Raw genomic sequence first — 19481 nt, 5'->3', positions numbered from 1 at the left:
AGAATGGCTATATATTAGAGTATCGGTAATGCAACCAATAGAGATGGCATCCTTTGTAGAATATCTTTTGTTTATATTTCAAATTCAATTTGCATAAGGAGTGTGTGAAATGAATCGGGAGAAAAGTTCTTTATACGAAGAAAAATCTGAACATTATTATAATGCGATAAATCCTAATTTATTCAAGCATATAAAAAAGGAATGGCAAGAAGTTCTTGATATTGGTTGCTCGAGCGGTGCATTAGGAGCGGCTATAAAAGAAAATGGAGCACGTGTATCAGGAATTGAGGCGTTCCCAGAGGCTGCCGAAAAAGCGAAAGAAAAACTAGATCATGTTATTTTAGGTGATATAGAAACAATGGATCTTCCTTATGAGAAGGAACAATTTGATTGTGTCATATTCGGGGATGTATTAGAGCATTTATTTGATCCGTGGGCTGTCATAAAGAAAGTAAAGCCATATATAAAAGAAAATGGTGTGATTTTAGCTAGCATACCAAACGTTGCGCACATTTCAGTATTAGCTCCCTTACTCGCTGGAAATTGGACGTATACAGAATATGGCTTATTAGATAAAACGCATATTCGTTTCTTTACTTTTAATGAAATGCTAAGAATGTTTTTAAAAGCAGGATATTCTATTAGTAAAGTAGATCGTGTATATATTGATCATAAAATATATGAGCCACTTATTGAAGAGTTATATGGAATTTGTAAAAAGTATCGTCTTGGAAGTGGCTTCATGGCTGAGACAGTTGTATTTCAATATATTATTGAAGCAGAAAAATCACAATTATGAGTGCTGCAGAAAAAACAATACTATTTGTTACATGTATAAATGATCGGAAATTGTATGCACAATGTGCGCGACATATATTGAAATTGGCAGTACCTCCTGGGTATACTATACAATTTATGCCGATTCGAAATGCAAAAAGTATGACGAGCGGATACAATCAAGCCATTTCACATCCAGCGAAGTATAAAGTGTATTTACACCAAGATGTCTTTATTATAAATGGAGCCTTTCTATACGGATTAATTCAATTATTTGAGGAGCATGAACATCTTGGGATGATTGGGATGGTTGGATCTCAATATGTTCCTCCAAATGGTGTATGGAACGAAGGGCGTGGGATTGTCGGGAAAGTCATTGGTTATATGAACGATTTGTTTTATATGGCAAGTTTAGAGCAACCATTTCATGAATCAAAAACGTTTATTCCTGTGGAATGTATTGACGGTTTATTGATGGCGACACAATATGATATTCCGTGGCGAGAGGACTTATTTGATGGGTTTGATTTTTATGATGTATCCCAATCTTTTGAATTTAAAAAAGCTGGGTATACAGTCGGTGTCCCTGTGCAGCGTGATGCTTGGTGTATTCATTATCATTTCGATGTAAATATGACGAACTATGAAAAGTATAGAAAAGTATTTGTAGAGAACTATATGTCAGATGTGAATAAGGAAGAATAGAGGGCTACAAAATGAAAGATCATACAATATTAGTCGTTGTTTGTGTAAATAATGAAGAGCTTTTCGAGCAATGCGAAAGGCAAATAAGAAACATTGTTGTTCCCCCTGGTTATGTAGTGCAAATTTTTCCGATACGAGATGCGAAAAGTATGGCAAGTGCGTACAATCGAGCACTTTCATATCCGGCGAAATATAAAGTATATATACATCAAGATACTTACCTTATTAATCGTGATATGTTTTGTACCCTCATTTCTCTTTTTAAAGAAAATGAAAAGCTTGGTTTAATTGGAGTAGCTGGTGCTCAGTTTTTACCGAGTAACGGGATATGGTGGGAAGGGAAAAATTTAGTAGGGAAAGTGATTGAGTACAGAAGACAGAATTATCAATTATTAAATTTGGATCAGGGGTTTTATGGAAATCAATCTTTTATGTCAGTGCAAGCAATCGATGGTTTACTCATGGCAACGCAGTATGATATTCCGTGGCGAGAGGATTTGTTTCAAGGATTCCATTTCTATGATGTGTCACAGTCTTTAGAATTTCAAAAGGCTGGATATTTAATTGGTATCCCTAATCAAGCAAATCTATGGTGTATTCATTACAACGGAGATGAGTTTGATGTGGATACATATGAGAAATACCGGGAAATTTTTGTGGAACATTATAAAGAGGTGCTATCTCCATCATAAGGGAGAGATGAAGGATGAAAGGGATTATTTTAGCAGGCGGGACAGGATCGAGATTATATCCAATAACGAAAGTAACGAATAAACATTTACTTCCCGTTGGGCGGTATCCGATGATTTATCATGCGGTATATAAGCTGAAGCGATGTGGAATTACAGATATTATGATTATTACCGGTAAAGAGCATATGGGAGATGTTGTGAGCTTTCTAGGAAGTGGTCAAGAGTTTGGTGTATCCTTTACGTATCGTGTGCAAGATAAGGCGGGTGGGATTGCGCAGGCGCTAGGACTTTGTGAAGATTTCGTAGGAAATGATCGGATGGTAGTTATATTAGGAGATAATATCTTTTCAGATGATATTTGCCCGTATGTTAAAGAGTTTGCAAGTCAAAAAGAAGGGGCTAAAGTGCTGCTTCAATCTGTAGAAGATCCCGAGCGATTTGGTGTAGCGCATATTAAAGGCCGAAAAATAATTGAAATTGAAGAAAAGCCGAATGAGCCGAAAAGTTCTTATGCTGTTACGGGAATTTATTTGTATGATTCGAAAGTCTTTTCTTATATAAAAGAATTAAAACCTTCCGCAAGAGGAGAACTTGAAATTACAGATATAAATAATTGGTATTTAAAACGAGGAGTACTTACTTATAATGAAATGAGTGGCTGGTGGACTGATGCGGGAACGCATGCTTCTCTTCAAAGAGCGAATACGTTAGCGCGGGATATAAACTTTGGGAAACAGTTTAATGGAGAATAGGTGAAAATATGAAAGTTGTAGAAACAAATTTTACCGATGCGAAATTGTTAGAACCGAGATTGTTTGAAGACGAGCGAGGTTTTTTTACTGAAAGTTATAATAAGAAGATGCTAGAATCGTTAGGGATTACGCATTCATTTCTGCAAGATAACGTATCTTATTCAGCGCATTCGGGGACGATTCGAGGGCTACACTTTCAAAAAAATCCGAAAGCACAAACGAAACTCATTCAAGTTATGCAAGGTGCAATATATGATGTTATCGTTGATTTGCGAAAAGATTCACCTACATTTAAAAAGTGGAGAGGTTATATTTTAAGTGCGGATAATCATAGGCAATTATTAGTGCCGAAAGGATTTGCTCATGGTTTTTGTACACTTGTACCTCATACAATTGTTATGTATAAAGTAGATGAGTATTATAGTGCTGATCACGATTCCGGTTTGCTTTGGGAAGATAAAGAATTATCAATTCCATGGCCGGTAACAAATCCTATCTTGTCCGATAAGGATCGAATATTACCATTACTTCAGGAATATGAAGATAGTTTTTAAGTAGGAGAGTTGTTTATGAATATATTAGTTACAGGTGGAGCTGGATTTATTGGAAGTAATTTCATTCACTATATGTTAAAAAACTATGAAACATATAAAATCATTAATTACGATGCATTAACATATAGCGGGAATTTAAATAATGTAAAGTCTATTCAAGAAAATCCTAACTACTCATTTGTAAAAGGGAAAATCCAAAATGGAGAGCTGCTGGAACATGTTGTTAAGGAACGTGACGTGCAAGTAATTGTAAATTTCGCAGCTGAATCACATGTGGATCGTAGTATTGAAAACCCAATTCCTTTTTATGATACGAATGTAATAGGTACAGTCACGCTGTTGGAGTTAGTGAAAAAATATTCACATATTAAACTCGTGCAAGTATCAACAGATGAAGTATACGGTTCTTTAGGGAAAACCGGGAAATTTATAGAGGAAACCCCGCTAGCTCCTAATAGTCCATATTCTTCAAGTAAAGCGAGTAGCGACATGATAGCCTTATCTTATTATGAAACGTATCAATTACCAGTTATTATAACGCGTTGTTCTAATAACTACGGACCGTACCAATATCCTGAGAAATTAATTCCGTTAATGGTTACGAATGCGCTTGAAGGAAAGAAACTACCATTATATGGTGATGGATTGAATGTAAGGGATTGGCTGCATGTAACGGATCATTGTAGTGCAATTGACACCGTTTTGCATAAGGGATGTGTAGGAGAGGTGTATAATATCGGCGGAAATAACGAAAAAACAAATGTAGATGTTGTGGAACAAATTATAAAACTTTTAGGAAAAACGAAAAAAGATATTGAATTTGTAACAGACCGTTTAGGTCACGACCGTCGTTATGCGATTGATGCACAAAAAATGAAGAATGAGTTTGAATGGGAACCGAAGTATACGTTCGAACAAGGATTAAAAGAAACGGTGGAATGGTATAAAAACAATGTGGACTGGTGGAAACCACTAAAAGAAAAGTAAGGGGCATGTAGATGAAAGAACGGATTATCATAACGGGAGCGAACGGTCAGCTAGGGAAGCAACTACAAGAAGAGTTGAATTCTGAGGAATATGACATATATCCATTTGATAAAAAGTTATTAGATGTAACAAATATATCCCGAATTAAGCAAGTGGTACAAGAAATAAAGCCACATACAATTGTTCATTGTGCAGCGTATACGAAGGTAGATGGTGCTGAGAAAGAACAGGATCTTGCTTACTTAATAAATGCGATTGGAGCTCGAAATGTAGCGGTTGCTTCACAATTAGTAGGGGCTAAGTTAGTGTATGTCAGTACCGATTATGTATTTCCAGGTGACAAACCGGATGGCTATCATGAATTTCATAATCCAGCACCGATAAATATATATGGAGCTTCTAAATTTGCAGGAGAGCAGTTCGTAAAAGAGTTACATAATAAATATTTTATAGTTCGTACATCGTGGTTGTATGGTAAGTATGGAAATAATTTTGTGAAAACGATGCTACGATTAGGAAAAGAGCGAGAAAACATATCTGTTGTAGCGGATCAAATTGGCTCTCCTACGTACGTGGCAGATTTAAATATGATGATTAATAAGCTCATTCACACTTCTTTATACGGTACGTATCACGTATCCAATAGAGGATCATGTTCTTGGTTTGAATTTGCCCAAAAAATATTTTCGTATGCAAATATGAAAGTGAATGTATTACCTGTTTCAACTGAAGAATTCGGATCGGCGGCTGCGAGACCAAAATATTCTATCTTTCAACATAACATGCTACGATTAAATGGTTTTTTACAAATGCCTACTTGGGAAGAAGGATTAGAAAGGTTTTTTATAGAAACAAAAAGTCATTAACAAATTTATGTTAGTGACTTTTTTGTTTGCCTTTAAGAGGTTTTATGGTACTATAATTATAGTATCAGGTACTAATAACAAGTATAAGTATTTCTGGGAGGATATATCATGGAACTATTACAAGGGAAAACATTTGTTGTTATGGGCGTTGCGAACCAAAGAAGTATTGCATGGGGAATTGCTCGCTCTTTGCATAATGCAGGTGCAAAATTAATATTCACATATGCAGGAGAGCGTTTAGAAAGAAACGTTCGTGAACTAGCGGAAACATTAGAAGGACAAGAATCACTTGTATTACCTTGTGATGTAACGAATGATGAAGAACTTACAGCTTGCTTTGAAACTATTAAGCAAGAAGTTGGTACAATTCACGGTGTTGCACACTGTATTGCTTTTGCAAATCGTGATGATTTAAAAGGTGAATTTGTAGATACTTCTCGCGATGGATTTTTACTTGCACAAAATATTAGTGCATTCTCTTTAACAGCTGTAGCAAGAGAAGCGAAGAAAGTGATGACAGAAGGCGGAAATATTTTAACTTTAACATACCTTGGCGGCGAGCGCGTTGTGAAAAACTATAACGTTATGGGTGTTGCGAAAGCTTCGTTAGAAGCTAGCGTGAAATATTTAGCGAACGATTTAGGACAACATGGCATTCGCGTTAACGCTATTTCTGCAGGACCAATTCGTACGTTATCTGCGAAAGGTGTAGGCGACTTTAACTCAATCTTAAAAGAAATTGAGGAACGCGCACCACTTCGTCGTGCGACGACTCCAGAAGAAGTTGGAGATACAGCAGTATTCTTATTCAGTGATTTAGCACGCGGAGTAACAGGTGAAAACATTCATGTTGATTCAGGATATCATATTTTAGGATAAATATAATAGGAATTAAAGTTTAAAAAGGACAGTCTCTAAACGTTGAGACTGTCCTTTTTAATTGTTCTCAGAAAGAACGATTTTTAACGAAAGTTCTAGCCACGTTATGAATATAACTATAATAGTACACGATTTATCCAGCTACGTATGGAAGTGGGAGGGACGAGTGTGAAGAATAAAAATAAAAGTTCAACAGTTGGAAAACCGTTGTTATATATTGCACAAGTAAATTTAGAACTCGCTGCACCGAAAATAAAAAGAATTATTTTAACGAATTTCGAAGATGAGGATCAAAAAGAGCAAAGTAATAGAAATGAAAGTATTGTAAGTAGTGCTGTGGAAGAAGTGGTAGAACAAGAGAAACAAGAACCACGAGAGGAGCCTCAAGTGGAGGTGGAAGAAAAAGTAGAGGAAGAGCAAGTGAGAACGGTCCCTTACAATAAATCCTTTAAGGATATGAATAATGAAGAAAAAATTCATTTTTTATTAAATCGTCCTCATTACATTCCAAAAGTAAGATGTAGAATAAGAACGACGACCGTCTCATATATAGGATCGATTATATCTTACCGTAATGGCATTGTATCCATTATGCCACCAAATAGTATGAGAGATATTCGATTATCTATAGAAGACATCAAATCGATTGATATGGCCGGCTTTTAAATATGTAAAGGTGGTAGAAAGCTTCTACCACCCCAATAGTTTTTTAGTTTACTTAACTATAGAAACGTCGCGTAAGCACTGAATAGCACAGAAGCAGCTTAAATCAACAGTAATGCAAGTAGATGTCGAGATTAATCTTGCATTTGGTATAGCTAAAAACGTACAAATTGGATCGTCGCCAGGTGGTACAGGAGACCCATCACCTAATACTACAGTTAACACACGTAGGACAGCACAGCTATCGTCATCTACGCTTTCTACACGGAAAATTGGAGATTGGCAGTTAGTAAGGCTTGAAGATGGTGCAAATGCTTCAAATGGCGTTCCAGCTTTTGTGTATAAAATAAAAGGGCGTGTATTTGCTACTGCTGCTGTATTGTGTGCTCCTAAAAATGGAATTTCACAACCAGAACCACATGTTGAACTAGAGCAATCTTGTAGTTCATTGATGAATTTTACGACGTCAACTACGCAGTGAGAAGAGCTATGGTGTTTATTTTCGTTACAACTCATTAATGTCACTCCTTATCTTCTTGTTTGTATTTACATTAATAAGATATTGGAGTGGGGGAGATTTGGTCACAATCTTAAGACCTTTTTTTTTAAATAGGCTAAAGAGGATAGGGAAGGTGGAATTATGTTATTTACAAGCTGGCTTTTATTTTTTATTTTTGCGCTAGCTGCATTTAGGTTAACTCGTCTTATTGTTTATGATAAAATTACAGCTTTTTTGCGAAGACCGTTTATTGATGAGTTAGAGATTACAGAGCCTGATGGAAGTGTATCGACTTTTACAAAGGTGAAAGGGAAAGGATTAAGAAAGTGGATGGGAGAATTATTAAGCTGCTATTGGTGTACAGGTGTGTGGGTTAGTGCTTTTTTATTAGTTTTATATAAATGGATTCCTATTGTTGCAGAGCCTGTACTAGCATTATTAGCCATTGCAGGTGCAGCAGCGATCATTGAAACAATTACAGGATATTTTATGGGAGAATAATAAAGTGAAAATTTAATCAGTGTGGGGCATCCCCCGCTAATTATCAGCCCTCACCAATCGGGATAAATTTTCATGATGTTAGAAAAAGCGGAGTTTAAAAGAATGAGGGAACGGAAATAAGGAGTTGTTCATATAGTGAATAGACAGAATTGACAGTAGAGGAGATGTTTGCTGTGAGCAATAATCCAAGGCGAAATTCATATGACCTGCAGCAGTGGTATAACATACAGCAACAGCAACAAGCACAACATCAGGCATATCAAGAGCAATTACAGCAACAAGGGTTTGTGAAAAAAAAGGGATGCAACTGTGGGAAAAAGAAGAATACAATAAAACAATATGAAGAATGAAACACTCATGTTACGGTGAGTGTTTTTTATTGTAAAAATAAAAAGCGGTATTTCAATTAAGAAATACCGCTTTTTACTAGCTAATTTGTGCAACTGTTAATGCTGCAGCACGGATGTCTACAGTTCCAAGCAGTTCAACTGGTACAATTTGAATTAAGTCACCAGGGTTTAAGTTAATAAGAATAACACCGCTGGATACGTCTACTTCACCAGTACCAATAACGTTAGAGCGAACCGCTGTACCTGATCCAGGAATAATGTTAGCTGGTGTACCTAATGATAAGAAGAAACGACCAGCTTCTGGTGCAGTAGGAACGTTATCAAGACTGATCGTTAATGTATAACTGATTTGATAAATACCAGCTACTTGAATTCGAATACCGTCTCCGACACTTACTGTATTATTTATTACAGGAACAGTAATATTTGGGTTTGGACTTACGCTAGGTAATAGTAGTGGTGTGAATAGTGAAGCGAACTGAGGTGCAGAAGCGTTGAAAGCAAAACCGAAGGCAGGTAGTGTACTAGCTGGTTTCGCCTCACAATCAATGTTATTAAATTCGCAATCAGAAGAGAACATGTTTTTCACTCCTTTATCTGTTTCTACTTTTAGTTAATGAAAAGGACAGGTTCTATGTTCTAGACAAGTTCCCAATTTTATAAAAAATACATAATAATACCTTTTAAGCATGGATTGGGTGGCAGAATCATCTGCCACCCAATCCATGCTTAAATTAGTATTCAGTTTTATATAGAAACATCGCGTAAGCATTGAATAGCGCAGAAGCAACTTAAATCAACAGTAATACAAGAGGAGGTTGATACTAATCTTGCATTTGGTACAGCTAAAAATGTACAGATTGGATCGTCACCAGGTGGTACAGAGGTACCATCACCTAAAACTACAGTTAATACACGCAATACAGCACAGTCATCATCATCTATACTCTCTACACGAAAAATTGGAGATTGGCAGCTAGTAAGGCTTGCAGATGGTGCAAATGCTTCAAAAGGTGTTCCAGCTTTTGTGTATAAAATAAAAGGACGTGTATTCGCTACTGATGCAGTGTTATGTGCTCCTAAAAATGGAACTTCGCAACCAGATCCACATGTTGTGGTTGCACATTCTTGTAGTTCATGTATAAAACGAACGACATTAGATACACAGTTGAAATCACAATCATGGTGTTGATGATCTTCATTACAATTGCAGCTCATTATGTTCACTCCTTATCGTGAGTTCTGACATACACTATTACAATATGAACGGGATATGGTTGATATTACGTTAATTCTCAGGATAGAAACAGGGAATTTATATAGAGGGGATGTACATATCGTGATATGGAAAAAGACACCCATTATTTAATGGATGTCTTTTCAGGTAAATCTTTTTGCGTAGTATATAGAAAACGAGATATATCTAGTTTCTTTCCTCTGAAAAATTGCGGGGAGGAAATGTAAAGTTCTTCTTTTGCGCGTGTAATGGCGACATAGAGTAATCGTCGTTCTTCTTCTAATGCTTCAGAAGTCTCCGTCACACGGTCATTTGCATCTTTTAAAGAAGAAGTATGCGGCAATATACCATCGCTTGCTCCGAGTAAAAAGACGCATGGAAACTCAAGGCCTTTCGCGTTATGAATTGACATAAGCGATACGGTATCTTTTTGCGGCATTGTTTTTAATGCTTCCATTTCTTTTTGACCTTGAATGGCTTCATTAATAAATTGTAAGTAAGCTGGAATATCCGTAAAGCGAGTTGCTGATTCCATTAATTCTTCTAACATTTCTTCTTGTATGTCCTTATGCATCGTAAAGGAAGAACGATCATTACTTTGTAAGTACTCTAAATACTTTCCTTTACCATGAATAATTTCTTTCAATGCTTTTTTCGGTTCAAGTTCTTTTATAAACTTAATAAAATCGATTCGCTCATTTACTTTTTTAACTTGAAAAGGTTTCAAGCTTGGGTTTAGTAATAGAAAATGAAGAAGAGAAGGGAAACGGCCCTCACCATATTTCCATTGTTCACGTTCAATAAATGAAATGCACTCATCACGGCCAATATACATTGTTGGTAATATATTTGAAAGTGATTCGAGGCGGAACGGTTCAAGCACGAGTCGTAAGTGATCTAATACGGGCCTAATTAAAGAATGTTCGTAGAACGATTGGCTCGCTCCATGTTTAATAAATGGAATCTTATGAATTGTAAGCTGATCAAGTAAAGAACGGCTCACAGAATGTGTACGATATAATAAACAAAAATCTTTATAATTTCGTTCACCACTATCTACTTTTTCCTGAATGAGTTGCAAAATTTGATTTGCTTCATCAAGAGTTGTCGCAGGTCGTGCATAAAACGGCTGCATGCCATCGTTACGAACAGAATATAGCTCTTTATCAAAACGTTCTTGATTGAGCTTAATAACTTCATTTCCAAGTCCGACGATAAATGGATTAGATCGATAATTCGTATTAAGTGCGATAATCGTTGTATTATCAAATTCCTTTGGAAAAGATAAAATAATTTGGTGACTTGCCCCTCGCCAGCCGTAAATCGCTTGATCGTCATCACCTGCGATAAATAAATTATTTCTTGGCGTGGCTAACAATTTTACAATTTCATATTGTGCATACGACGTATCTTGAAACTCATCTACTTCAATGTAATGAAAACGCTCTTGTAATTGAGTAAGCAGGGGAGCGTTATTTTCTAACATATAATACATTTCTAATAAGATGTCGTCAAAATCGATATAATTGTGTCGTTGTTTTACCTCTTCGAAACGTTCGTATACTTCTTTGAACTCTTGTTCAACCGGTGTTTTCGCTTTTACATCTTTCGGACGATTCAAGTTGTTTTTCTCAAGTGAAATCATAGCGAGTATCGTTTCGGCATCATAATCGTCTTTTAAGCGCAATTCTTTCAAAATTTTCTTTATCATAATTTGTTTATGTTTTTCATTTGCTAAAATTTGCTGATTATATCCTTGACTACGAAGCAATTTTAAAAAGACAGAGTGGAATGTACCAGCAACGACATAGCTACTTGCGGCATGATTCATACCAGGTAAATTCGCTACACGGCTTCGAATTTCTTCAGCTGCTTTTTGTGTAAACGTCAGCAGTAAAATATTTCGCGGATGGACATGTTTTACATTAACTAAATAACCAACGCGAGTTGTTAAAACAGATGTTTTACCACTTCCAGCACCAGCTAGTGTAAGGACAGGTCCTTCTGTCGTTTGCACTGCTTCTAACTGTTTTTCATTTAAATAAACACCTTGCTGTTCTAAAGCGCGGAAATACGCCGCATCTGCATCTTCTTCCATAATTAAATGGGTAGATGTTTTCGGAATATGATACGCCGCTTGCGGAATGCCAGCGTGTGTTAACGGTTTTTGTGAAAATTTTTCTTGTGTCATATATTCACCTTCAAAACTATAGCATCAACATTTAACTTTAGCGGAAGAAAAAGAAAATAGCAATGTAAAAAACAGGAGGGGCTACCTCCTGCTACAAAATTACCCCGCTATTTGCGGGCAGTAAAACTCTCACTTCAAAATTCAGGTGCCCGTAAACGCCCGATTGGTGAAGGCTAATAATCAGTGGGGGATGAACAAAACCCCCACTGATTAAAGTTTCACTTTATAATTCTTTTATCATTACGACGTGCGGGATATTTGCTTCCATAAACACATCAGAAGCCGTCACGTATCCTAGCTTTTTATAGAAAAATTCAGCATGTGTTTGAGCATGGAGTTTCAATTTCGGTAGAGACTCTTCCTTCGCATACGCTTCAAGTGCATCCATAATGATTTTGCCAATGCCTTTTTTGCGATGGGAAGCTAGTACGCAAATGCGTTCCATCTTTCCAACTCCATCAACGATGCGGAAGCGACCAGCACCAACTGGAACATCATTATCATATATAACAACGTGTGTTGAAATTTCTTCAAACTCATCATACTCTTCTTCTGCAGAAACACGTTGCTCATTCACAAATACTTGCTTACGTACAGAGAATGCATCTCTTAGTTGTTCGTCCGTTTGTACGATTTGTGCGTGCAAATTAGTTGTTCTCCTTTCCGAGGTGGAATGTTTCATGTACAGTCCATGTTCCATTTTCTAATTGGTATAGAAGGTGGAAACGATCGATTGGTTGTTCATAATAGAAATCTTTCATACGTAATCGACCTAATACATCAGCATGCTCTGCATCTGATAAATCTTGACCGATTGTTAAATGAGGTACGAAAGAGTATTCACGCTCTTGTGTAAAGAAACCATTATGCATTTCTTCATTTAAGAAAGTTAGTTCAGGTGTTTTTTCTACTTTAAAATAAAGAACATTATTAACAGGTGCGAATGAACCGACTTTTCCAACATGAAGGGTGAAAGGGTTCGTTTTACTTGCGATTGTATGTAACTCGTTTACAATCGATTCTAGTTGATCATCTTGCGTCTCAAAGGGTGTTTTCAATGTAACATGTGGCGGAACTAATGCGTAGTGCGGATCATAACGTTTACGCAATCCGTTCGCTTTATCTTGAATCATTTTTGATGGGAAAATTACAATTCCTAATTTCATGTTCCAATTCCTCCCTTTGCAAGTCTAGTTAGATTTTGAGAATAAATCTCTTTATCTATTATATCAAATTATTCTGAATACCGCTCTCTATTATTTCATTGATAGAATATGAGAAAATGCTTTTGGTAAATCTGCTTGCCAATATTTCCATGTGTGATTCCCTTCAAACTCTTCATAATGCGTGATGAAATTTCTATCTGTAAGTAGTTTATTTAACTCGCGATTTGGTTCTACGAAATCAGATACTTGTCCGTCTGTACGCTTGACAGCTGTTTCTTCGGTCCCAATTACGTGATAAAGATCTAGCGCCCCCGGATTTTTGAAATCTTTTGCTAAGTTCATGACTGTTTCATCAACAAATGGTGATTGCATAACGACCTTACCAAATGTATGCGGATACATAAGTGCGGTCATGAAGGAAACTGTACCGCCGAGAGAATCTCCAATTAAAACGCGTCCTTTACCCATTTGATATGTTGGATAATTTGCATCAATATATGGAGCAAGCTCATGAGCAAGGAAACGAATGTAAGCAGCATTCTTTACATCATTTGGGAAATATTTTTCCTTACGATCGTGTACATTTTTATATGGAATACCGACAATAATTGTGCGGTCGATTTCTTCAGTTTCACGAAGACGCTCAATTACACGGTGCGCTTTACCAAGCTGAAAATAATCTCTACCATCTTGTGCAATAACAACCGTATGCTTATGGAGAGGTGTGTAATTTACTGGTAAATAAACAAGAAGTGTAAGCTCCTCTTGAAGTGATGTACTAAAAAATGAAATTTCTTCAATTCTCCCTATTGTTTGATTCATGTATATCCCCCTAAATAAAAATTTACTGTAATGATTGTAAGAGCAACGCTTGTAGTGAAAAGGAAAGAAATAATCACTAATAGGTGCCTTAATTTCTATTTTACCATAATGGTACGAAGAATCTAAAAAATTAGTATTTAAGTTGTGAAAGAAAACGGATATAATGAAGTGGGATTTTTTACAGGTGAGAGGGGAGACAGGATTTGAAACAAGAAAGATCAATCGCACTACCACTAGCAATTTCCATTATAGCAATTTCATTCGCAGCTGTTTTTGCAAAGATGTCCTCAGCACCATCTTCCGTTTTAAGTATGTATCGATTATGGATTATCGTACTTATTATGCTGCCGATCGTTTGGAAAAAACGGGAAGAGTTTAGTAGGATTCAAATAAAAGATTGGGGATTTTTAATTGGATCTGGTTTCTTTTTAGCTCTTCATTTTCTTCTATGGTTTGAATCCTTAAAGCATACGACAGTTGCTAGTTCGACGATTATTTTAGCACTTCAACCGATCGTATCTTTAGTGGGAGGTTTTTTCTTATTTAAAGAAAGAACAACCTATTCAGCAATTGCGACGATGGGAATTGCGATACTAGGCGTAATGTGTATTGGCTGGGGAGATTTAGGGCTAAGTGAGCAAGCAATTTATGGGGATATATTATCCTTTTTAAGTGTAATAGCAGTTGTCGGTTATTTATTTATCGGACAAACGACAGTAAAGAAAGTATCTCATTGGATTTATAGTTTCACTGTATTTGCCTTCGCTGGTATATTTATAGCGATTTATAACGTTATACTTCAAGTGCCATTTACAGGCTATACGAAGTGGGATTGGAGTATTTTTCTTTTACTTGCGATTGTACCGACAGTGTCACACGTCATTAATAATTGGTTATTAAATTACGTAAATGCAACAACGATTTCAATGAGCATTTTAGGAGAACCAGTTGGGGCATCTATACTAGCGTTCTTCTTACTTGGAGAAAAATTAAATGCAATGCAAATTATCGGTAGCATACTCGTATTGTTTGGTGTATCTGTTTTCTTACTACAGCAACAAAAGCGAACATCAAAAAATGTGGTGAACGAGCCGGCTTATACACAGGAAGTATAACGAGTTTATTGTAAAATATGAGAAGAGAAGTTATTGGTAACTTCTCTTTTTTTGTTCCATGCAGAAAGTAAAACAGATAAATAGGGGGGATTTCCACTATAAATATATAGTGGAGTTCAATCATACGTTTCTCATACAAAGATAGAGAGGGAAGGAGAGACCAAATGAAAGATATTTTAATGAAATACATGAAAAACCTTACGACATTAAGTGAAGAGCAGCAGCGCATGATTGTAGAAGAACTACAGATTGAAGAATATAAAAAAGGAACAGTGCTCTTAAGGCAAGGAGATGTTCCGTCTAAATGTTATTTTGTATTAAAAGGATGCGTGAGGCAACATTGTATAGATGAATCTGGAAAAGAAGTTACATCAAATTTTTATATAGAAGAACAGGCAATCACAAATTTTAATCATCATAAACAAGATAAATCATCACCACATACGTTAACTTGCCTAGAAGATTGTCTAGTTGTAGTTGGCGATCTGTATAGTGAAAAGGACATGTATAAGAAATATTCACAGTTAGAAAAAATGACGCGCCAAATGATTGAATACAATTTTGGTGAAGTACAAGAAGAACTTACATTATTTATTGCATCGACACCAGAAGAGCGCTACAAATCATTATTACAAAAACGACCTCATTTAATTCATCGTGTTCCTCAATATCAATTGGCAAGTTATCTAGGTATTACGCCAGAATCATTAAGCAGAATTAAGAAACGACTCAAACAGTAGAGTTTTTTCCACCTCTAAGCAATAGCCATATACTAAATCCTAGTTCACCTGCGATCATCGGTAGTTGAAAGACAACGTTAAGAATGGAAATAATCGCATTATATTGTGAAAACATTGTATTCAGTACGTTAATGATAATATAGCCGATTGCAGCAATAAGCAGTAATATACTAATAGTTTTCGGTATGTTTTTAGATTGAAGGGTTACGTATCCTAAGGTGAGAAGATGTAAGCCGAAAATGATTAATCCTACAGACCAAATGTATTCAAAAGCTTCTAGAAATAACATTGTATATGCTTCGGAATTAGCAACTGTACTTTTTGAAAGAGGTAATACAAATATTAAATTGAATATAGCAATCCCAAGTATAGCTGTATACATAAGACGAAGACAGGCAGCTAGTAATGAGAGGCTAGCATGGATAGGTTTTAGAAAGAAATAAAGAGCCCACGAGGCGATAATATCCGTAATAAAAATGATAATCCATCCGAAAATTTCTGCTCTGAAAAGTGAACTTGAAGTTTGAATATTATGGAGTGTCGCGTCCGCATCTCCTTGTACAACAAGATTTCCGTGAACAAAACCGTAAGAAAAAAGTGCGGTGAATGCCATGACAAGAAGAGAAATACCAGTAAATAAGGCAAACTTTCGTTGGTTCATAATACATCCTCCTATTCTAATTTTATTTTCATTTTAATAGGAGAGAGGATGATGATTCATTGACTTAAATCAAGAGAGGGGAAGTTTAGTGGAATTTCTATCAAAAAAAGATGTATGGTTATATCCAATTTTTTTAGTTGTGATTGGTGCGTGTTTTGCTCCTTTAGTAGCTGGAAGAGATTACTTTCTGCTACTTTTTACGATTCCTTTAGTAATTCTTTTCGTTTGGAGTTGGTTTACAATGAAATATATCGTGGAAGAAGAAGTAATCTTTATTAAATCAGGACCCATTAAGAAGCGGATTTTTATACAAGATATAAAGAAAATTTCCAATACAAAAAATCCGTTAGCTGCCTATGCACTATCATTCGATCGATTAGAAATTTTATACGGATCATATGAAACAGAGATTATTTCTCCTAAAGATAAAGAACAATTCATCAATCTCGTGAAAAGTAAAAATCCACACATTAAAATAAAGTAAAAGAGTGGCTACGAAGCCACTCTTTTATTTTGGATTTGTCATATAAGGTTGCACGTGAACGATACATAAGTCACGAAATTTTCCTTCAGCAGTTGTGACAATTACGACTGCTCTTCCTGCACTTTTTCCAGTAATCGTTACCGTATCACCTTTTGGGTATATTGTGATGACATCAGAATTCATATTTGTCCATATAAGCTCTTGATTCGTTGCCTGCATTGGCAAAACATAAGCTGATAAATCGGCACTTTGTCCGGTTTTTATTTTAAACTTATTTTTCTGTATATGAATACCAATTACAGATATAACAGAAGGAGCAATTGAAATTTTAGGTGGATTTGGTTGTATGTTTAAACGAGAAGCAGAAGTGTTTGTGATAGGTGAAAATTTTCTTATATGTTGTTGCTGTAAAGATGCTAGCATTGTGGAGTCCCCTTCCTGTATAAGTGTCGATACTAATAATATAAAGGAAGAATGTTATAGTAAATTTAACGAAACATAAAGAAATTGTTAAATTCGAGAAGAATATTGTCGAACTGCGGTAAAAAGAAAGCTCTGCTGTTATCGTAACAGCAGAGCTTTCTTTTTATAGATTATGAATATGTTGTTTTTCAAAATTCTCAAATTGCTCTTCAACTTCTTTTGAAGGTTTAGTTAGTAAACTAACAATTATGATCACTATTAAACTAATAGCGAAACCAGGAATCATTTCATATAAGAAATCTTTTAAGAATTTAAACTGTGTCCAAATAATTACTGTAGCGGCACCTGAAACCATACCAGCAAGTGCGCCCCATTTCGTCATACGTTTCCAATATAAGCTTAATAAAATAGCAGGTCCAAATGAAGAACCAAATCCAGCCCAAGCATATCCCACAAGAGCTAAAATCGTATCATTTTGTTTAAACGCTAATGCGCACCCGACTAAGGCGATAACAAGTACAGCCATACGACCGACAAATACAAGCTCTTTATCAGAAGCAGAACGTTTAAAGAATGTACGATATAAATCTTCTGTTATAGCACTAGAAGTAACGAGCAACTGAGATGAGATTGTACTCATAATCGCTGCTAAAATCGCTGCTAATAAAAATCCAGTAATAAGTGGATGGAATAAAATTTTTCCAAGTTCAAGGAAAATTGTCTCTGGATTAGATAATGTCAACCCTTGTTGTGAATAGTAAGCAATACCGATAAGACCAGTAAACATAGCTCCGACAACAGAGAAAATCATCCAGCTCATACCAATTCTTCGTGCGCTTTTAATTTCTTTTACAGACGAAATTGCCATAAAGCGTACGATAATATGAGGTTGTCCAACATAACCAAGGCCCCATGCGAATAAAGAAATCATTCCTAAAGTAGAGGCACCTTTAAAAATATCTAAACGTGTTGGATCTACAGATCGAATTGTGTCAAACGCAGGTCCAAGTCCGTTCGAATTCATAATTGTTACGATAGGAACAAGAATAAGAGCAATTACCATAATGATTCCTTGCACGAAGTCTGTCCAACTTACCGCTAAGAAACCACCAAATAATGTGTAAGCCACGACAACTGCTGCGACAATGAATAATCCAACATGATAGTTCATACCAAATGAATTTTCAAATAATACAGCACCTGAAACTAATCCTGAAGCTACATAGAAAGTAAAGAAAATCATAATAACAAGTCCGGATACTAAGCGTAGCATATGAGATTTGTCGCGGAAACGGTGTTCCAAAAATTCTGGGATAGTAATAGAGTTGTTTGCAATTTCTGAGTAGGTACGTAAGCGAGGAGCGACATAAAGCCAGTTTGCGTATGCGCCTAGTGTTAGGCCGAATGCAATCCAACTACTACTTAATCCAACGCTAAACATTGCACCGGGTAATCCCATTAAAAGCCAACCACTCATATCGGATGCTCCAGCACTTAATGCTGTTACTGCGGGGCCTAGTGTACGCCCGCCAAGCATATAATCTGTTAAGTTGGACGTTCGTTTGTAGGCGAAATAGCCGATTACTAACATCCCGAGCATGTAAATAGAGATAGAAGTTAAAGTTAACATCTGCGTACTCATGTAGTTCCCCTTCCTTTTGTCATGTCTTTTGATGCATTATGCATATTTATAATCTATCATGATTATTCTGAAAAATCCATATACAAATATGAATTTTCAGAAATGTAAGCGTTTTTTGACATCGTTTTACTTTTTTAATATATAAATTTCAGACAAAAAAACCTTAATTTTAATAGAGTATTTATTATATTTACATAAAAACACGTTGTTTTGTCAATATAATATTGAAAGAAGGGAGAAATATTTTTTTGAAAAAAGTATTGACTTGTGAAAAAAGTTAGGTCTATAATGAGTGCAACTTAAAAAAATGCAAGCGTTGATGAAGAAGAGTACACATGATGAACATGTCAGAGAGCTGATGGTTGGTGCGAATCAGTATGGGATTGATGTGGAATGGGCTTCGGAGCTTCCAAACCGAAACGAAAGAAGTAGGCTTTGGCGACATGATCTCATCGATACAAGAGACACGTATTATTTTTTGATACGGCAAAGTGCGTTACATTCGTAACGAATTAAGGTGGCACCACGGGAGTACCCGTCCTTTCTATAGGATGAGTACTCCCTTTTTGTGTACAAAAAATTAAATATGTTAAATCGTTTAAGTAAGAAGAGTACGTATATTGGAGACGTTTCAGAGAGCCGGGGACAGGTGGGAGCCCGGTGCGGTGCCATATACGGAATGGGCTTACGAGAGGTATGCTGAACAATTATTTTCAGTAGGCAATCCGGGTTCCGCCGTTACAAGGATAAGGTATATATTTTGTACCTGAATAAA

Annotated in this window: 24 protein-coding genes and 2 other annotated features (1 of these 26 cut by a window edge); of the genes, 14 read left to right on the top strand and 10 right to left on the bottom strand. The window is 36.0% G+C overall.

The features are described from left to right. The first annotated feature begins 109 nt into the window (after positions 1-109). The 9 genes from B5P42_RS03185 (at position 110) to B5P42_RS03145 (ending at position 6878) form a co-directional block, all read left to right on the top strand. Complete coding sequence (locus B5P42_RS03185) at positions 110-799, top strand: class I SAM-dependent methyltransferase (RefSeq protein WP_113733638.1); 690 nt, start codon at positions 110-112, stop codon at positions 797-799. Next, positions 796-1482, top strand: a complete 687-nt coding sequence (locus tag B5P42_RS03180; RefSeq protein ID WP_002140852.1) for a glycosyltransferase family protein — start codon at positions 796-798, stop codon at positions 1480-1482. Before B5P42_RS03185 ends, B5P42_RS03180 begins: the two co-directional genes overlap by 4 nt. Before the next feature lie 11 nt (positions 1483-1493). Beyond that, on the top strand, positions 1494-2174 hold the full coding sequence (locus B5P42_RS03175) for a glycosyltransferase family protein (protein ID WP_113733637.1): 681 nt from the start codon (positions 1494-1496) through the stop codon (positions 2172-2174). A gap of 14 nt (positions 2175-2188) precedes the next feature. After that, positions 2189-2926 (top strand): sugar phosphate nucleotidyltransferase, encoded by a 738-nt coding sequence (locus B5P42_RS03170; RefSeq protein WP_085309764.1) that lies wholly within the window; start codon positions 2189-2191, stop codon positions 2924-2926. 8 nt (positions 2927-2934) lie between these two features. Next, positions 2935-3480, top strand: coding sequence for a dTDP-4-dehydrorhamnose 3,5-epimerase (gene rfbC / locus B5P42_RS03165; RefSeq protein ID WP_002011381.1), 546 nt, complete (start codon positions 2935-2937; stop codon positions 3478-3480). Positions 3481-3495: 15 nt separating this feature from the next. After that, positions 3496-4467 carry a dTDP-glucose 4,6-dehydratase gene (gene rfbB, locus B5P42_RS03160; protein WP_044437803.1) on the top strand — a complete coding sequence of 324 codons (972 nt, stop codon included), beginning with the start codon at positions 3496-3498 and terminating at the stop codon, positions 4465-4467. An 11-nt stretch (positions 4468-4478) separates the two neighbouring features. After that, a complete protein-coding gene (rfbD, locus tag B5P42_RS03155; RefSeq protein WP_002011383.1) occupies positions 4479-5333 on the top strand; it encodes a dTDP-4-dehydrorhamnose reductase in 855 nt (284 codons plus the stop codon). 108 nt (positions 5334-5441) lie between these two features. Next, complete coding sequence (gene fabI / locus B5P42_RS03150; protein ID WP_002011384.1) at positions 5442-6212, top strand: enoyl-ACP reductase FabI; 771 nt, start codon at positions 5442-5444, stop codon at positions 6210-6212. 147 nt (positions 6213-6359) lie between these two features. Next, a complete protein-coding gene (locus B5P42_RS03145; protein ID WP_181295479.1) occupies positions 6360-6878 on the top strand; it encodes a CotO family spore coat protein in 519 nt (172 codons plus the stop codon). Between the two features lie 48 nt (positions 6879-6926). Here the strand turns inward: B5P42_RS03145 and exsY are convergent, their stop codons facing one another. Continuing rightward, entirely contained in the window at positions 6927-7391 is a 465-nt protein-coding gene (exsY, locus tag B5P42_RS03140; protein ID WP_002140857.1) for an exosporium assembly protein ExsY, read from the bottom strand. A 124-nt stretch (positions 7392-7515) separates the two neighbouring features. On the opposite strand from exsY, the gene B5P42_RS03135 reads away from it, so the two are divergent. Further along, positions 7516-7875, top strand: coding sequence for a DUF1360 domain-containing protein (locus B5P42_RS03135; protein WP_002140858.1), 360 nt, complete (start codon positions 7516-7518; stop codon positions 7873-7875). A gap of 164 nt (positions 7876-8039) precedes the next feature. Beyond that, entirely contained in the window at positions 8040-8225 is a 186-nt protein-coding gene (locus B5P42_RS03130; RefSeq protein WP_044438098.1) for a hypothetical protein, read from the top strand. Positions 8226-8301: 76 nt separating this feature from the next. Here the strand turns inward: B5P42_RS03130 and exsF are convergent, their stop codons facing one another. From exsF to B5P42_RS03100, 6 genes are all read right to left on the bottom strand, one after another. Beyond that, entirely contained in the window at positions 8302-8805 is a 504-nt protein-coding gene (gene exsF / locus B5P42_RS03125; RefSeq protein WP_002011391.1) for an exosporium protein ExsF, read from the bottom strand. Between the two features lie 167 nt (positions 8806-8972). Continuing rightward, on the bottom strand, positions 8973-9443 hold the full coding sequence (cotY, locus tag B5P42_RS03120; RefSeq protein WP_002011392.1) for a spore coat protein CotY: 471 nt from the start codon (positions 9441-9443) through the stop codon (positions 8973-8975). A gap of 143 nt (positions 9444-9586) precedes the next feature. After that, positions 9587-11653 (bottom strand): ATP-dependent helicase, encoded by a 2067-nt coding sequence (locus B5P42_RS03115; RefSeq protein WP_044437809.1) that lies wholly within the window; start codon positions 11651-11653, stop codon positions 9587-9589. Between the two features lie 223 nt (positions 11654-11876). Next, positions 11877-12299 carry a GNAT family N-acetyltransferase gene (locus B5P42_RS03110; RefSeq protein WP_044437812.1) on the bottom strand — a complete coding sequence of 141 codons (423 nt, stop codon included), beginning with the start codon at positions 12297-12299 and terminating at the stop codon, positions 11877-11879. A 1-nt stretch (position 12300) separates the two neighbouring features. Beyond that, complete coding sequence (locus B5P42_RS03105; protein ID WP_113733636.1) at positions 12301-12819, bottom strand: YjcG family protein; 519 nt, start codon at positions 12817-12819, stop codon at positions 12301-12303. Positions 12820-12909: 90 nt separating this feature from the next. Further along, the gene (locus B5P42_RS03100; RefSeq protein WP_002030493.1) at positions 12910-13641 is read right to left on the bottom strand and encodes an alpha/beta hydrolase; all 732 of its coding nucleotides are present in this window, start codon (positions 13639-13641) and stop codon (positions 12910-12912) included. Positions 13642-13844: 203 nt separating this feature from the next. On the opposite strand from B5P42_RS03100, the gene B5P42_RS03095 reads away from it, so the two are divergent. Together B5P42_RS03095 and B5P42_RS03090 are read left to right on the top strand one after the other, a co-directional pair. Then, complete coding sequence (locus B5P42_RS03095) at positions 13845-14756, top strand: DMT family transporter (protein WP_113733635.1); 912 nt, start codon at positions 13845-13847, stop codon at positions 14754-14756. Positions 14757-14920: 164 nt separating this feature from the next. After that, positions 14921-15496: a Crp/Fnr family transcriptional regulator gene (locus B5P42_RS03090; protein ID WP_113733634.1), complete on the top strand. Its 576-nt coding sequence runs from the start codon at positions 14921-14923 to the stop codon at positions 15494-15496. Here B5P42_RS03090 and B5P42_RS03085 read toward each other — a convergent pair. Continuing rightward, the gene (locus B5P42_RS03085) at positions 15486-16157 is read right to left on the bottom strand and encodes a DUF4386 domain-containing protein (RefSeq protein WP_113733633.1); all 672 of its coding nucleotides are present in this window, start codon (positions 16155-16157) and stop codon (positions 15486-15488) included. The two genes, B5P42_RS03090 and B5P42_RS03085, sit on opposite strands and share 11 nt — an antisense overlap. 88 nt (positions 16158-16245) lie before the next feature. On the opposite strand from B5P42_RS03085, the gene B5P42_RS03080 reads away from it, so the two are divergent. Then, positions 16246-16641, top strand: a complete 396-nt coding sequence (locus B5P42_RS03080) for a PH domain-containing protein (RefSeq protein WP_113733632.1) — start codon at positions 16246-16248, stop codon at positions 16639-16641. 24 nt (positions 16642-16665) lie between these two features. Here B5P42_RS03080 and B5P42_RS03075 read toward each other — a convergent pair whose 3' ends face one another. Both B5P42_RS03075 and putP read right to left on the bottom strand, forming a co-directional pair. Further along, complete coding sequence (locus B5P42_RS03075; RefSeq protein WP_113733631.1) at positions 16666-17064, bottom strand: Ig-like domain-containing protein; 399 nt, start codon at positions 17062-17064, stop codon at positions 16666-16668. 163 nt (positions 17065-17227) lie between these two features. After that, positions 17228-18706 carry a sodium/proline symporter PutP gene (putP, locus tag B5P42_RS03070; protein ID WP_113733630.1) on the bottom strand — a complete coding sequence of 493 codons (1479 nt, stop codon included), beginning with the start codon at positions 18704-18706 and terminating at the stop codon, positions 17228-17230. A gap of 307 nt (positions 18707-19013) precedes the next feature. Next, positions 19014-19252: a binding site (T-box leader), on the top strand. A gap of 42 nt (positions 19253-19294) precedes the next feature. Further along, positions 19295-19481 (top strand) — a binding site (T-box leader); it runs 58 nt beyond the window's last position.

It is taken from the genome of Bacillus sp. SRB_331, from assembly GCF_003264175.1.
In the GTDB taxonomy this organism is placed as follows: Bacteria; Bacillota; Bacilli; order Bacillales; family Bacillaceae_G; genus Bacillus_A; species Bacillus_A mycoides.
The sequence above is the reverse complement of the archived record's forward strand: the minus strand, read 5'-3'. Positions and strand labels throughout refer to the sequence as shown.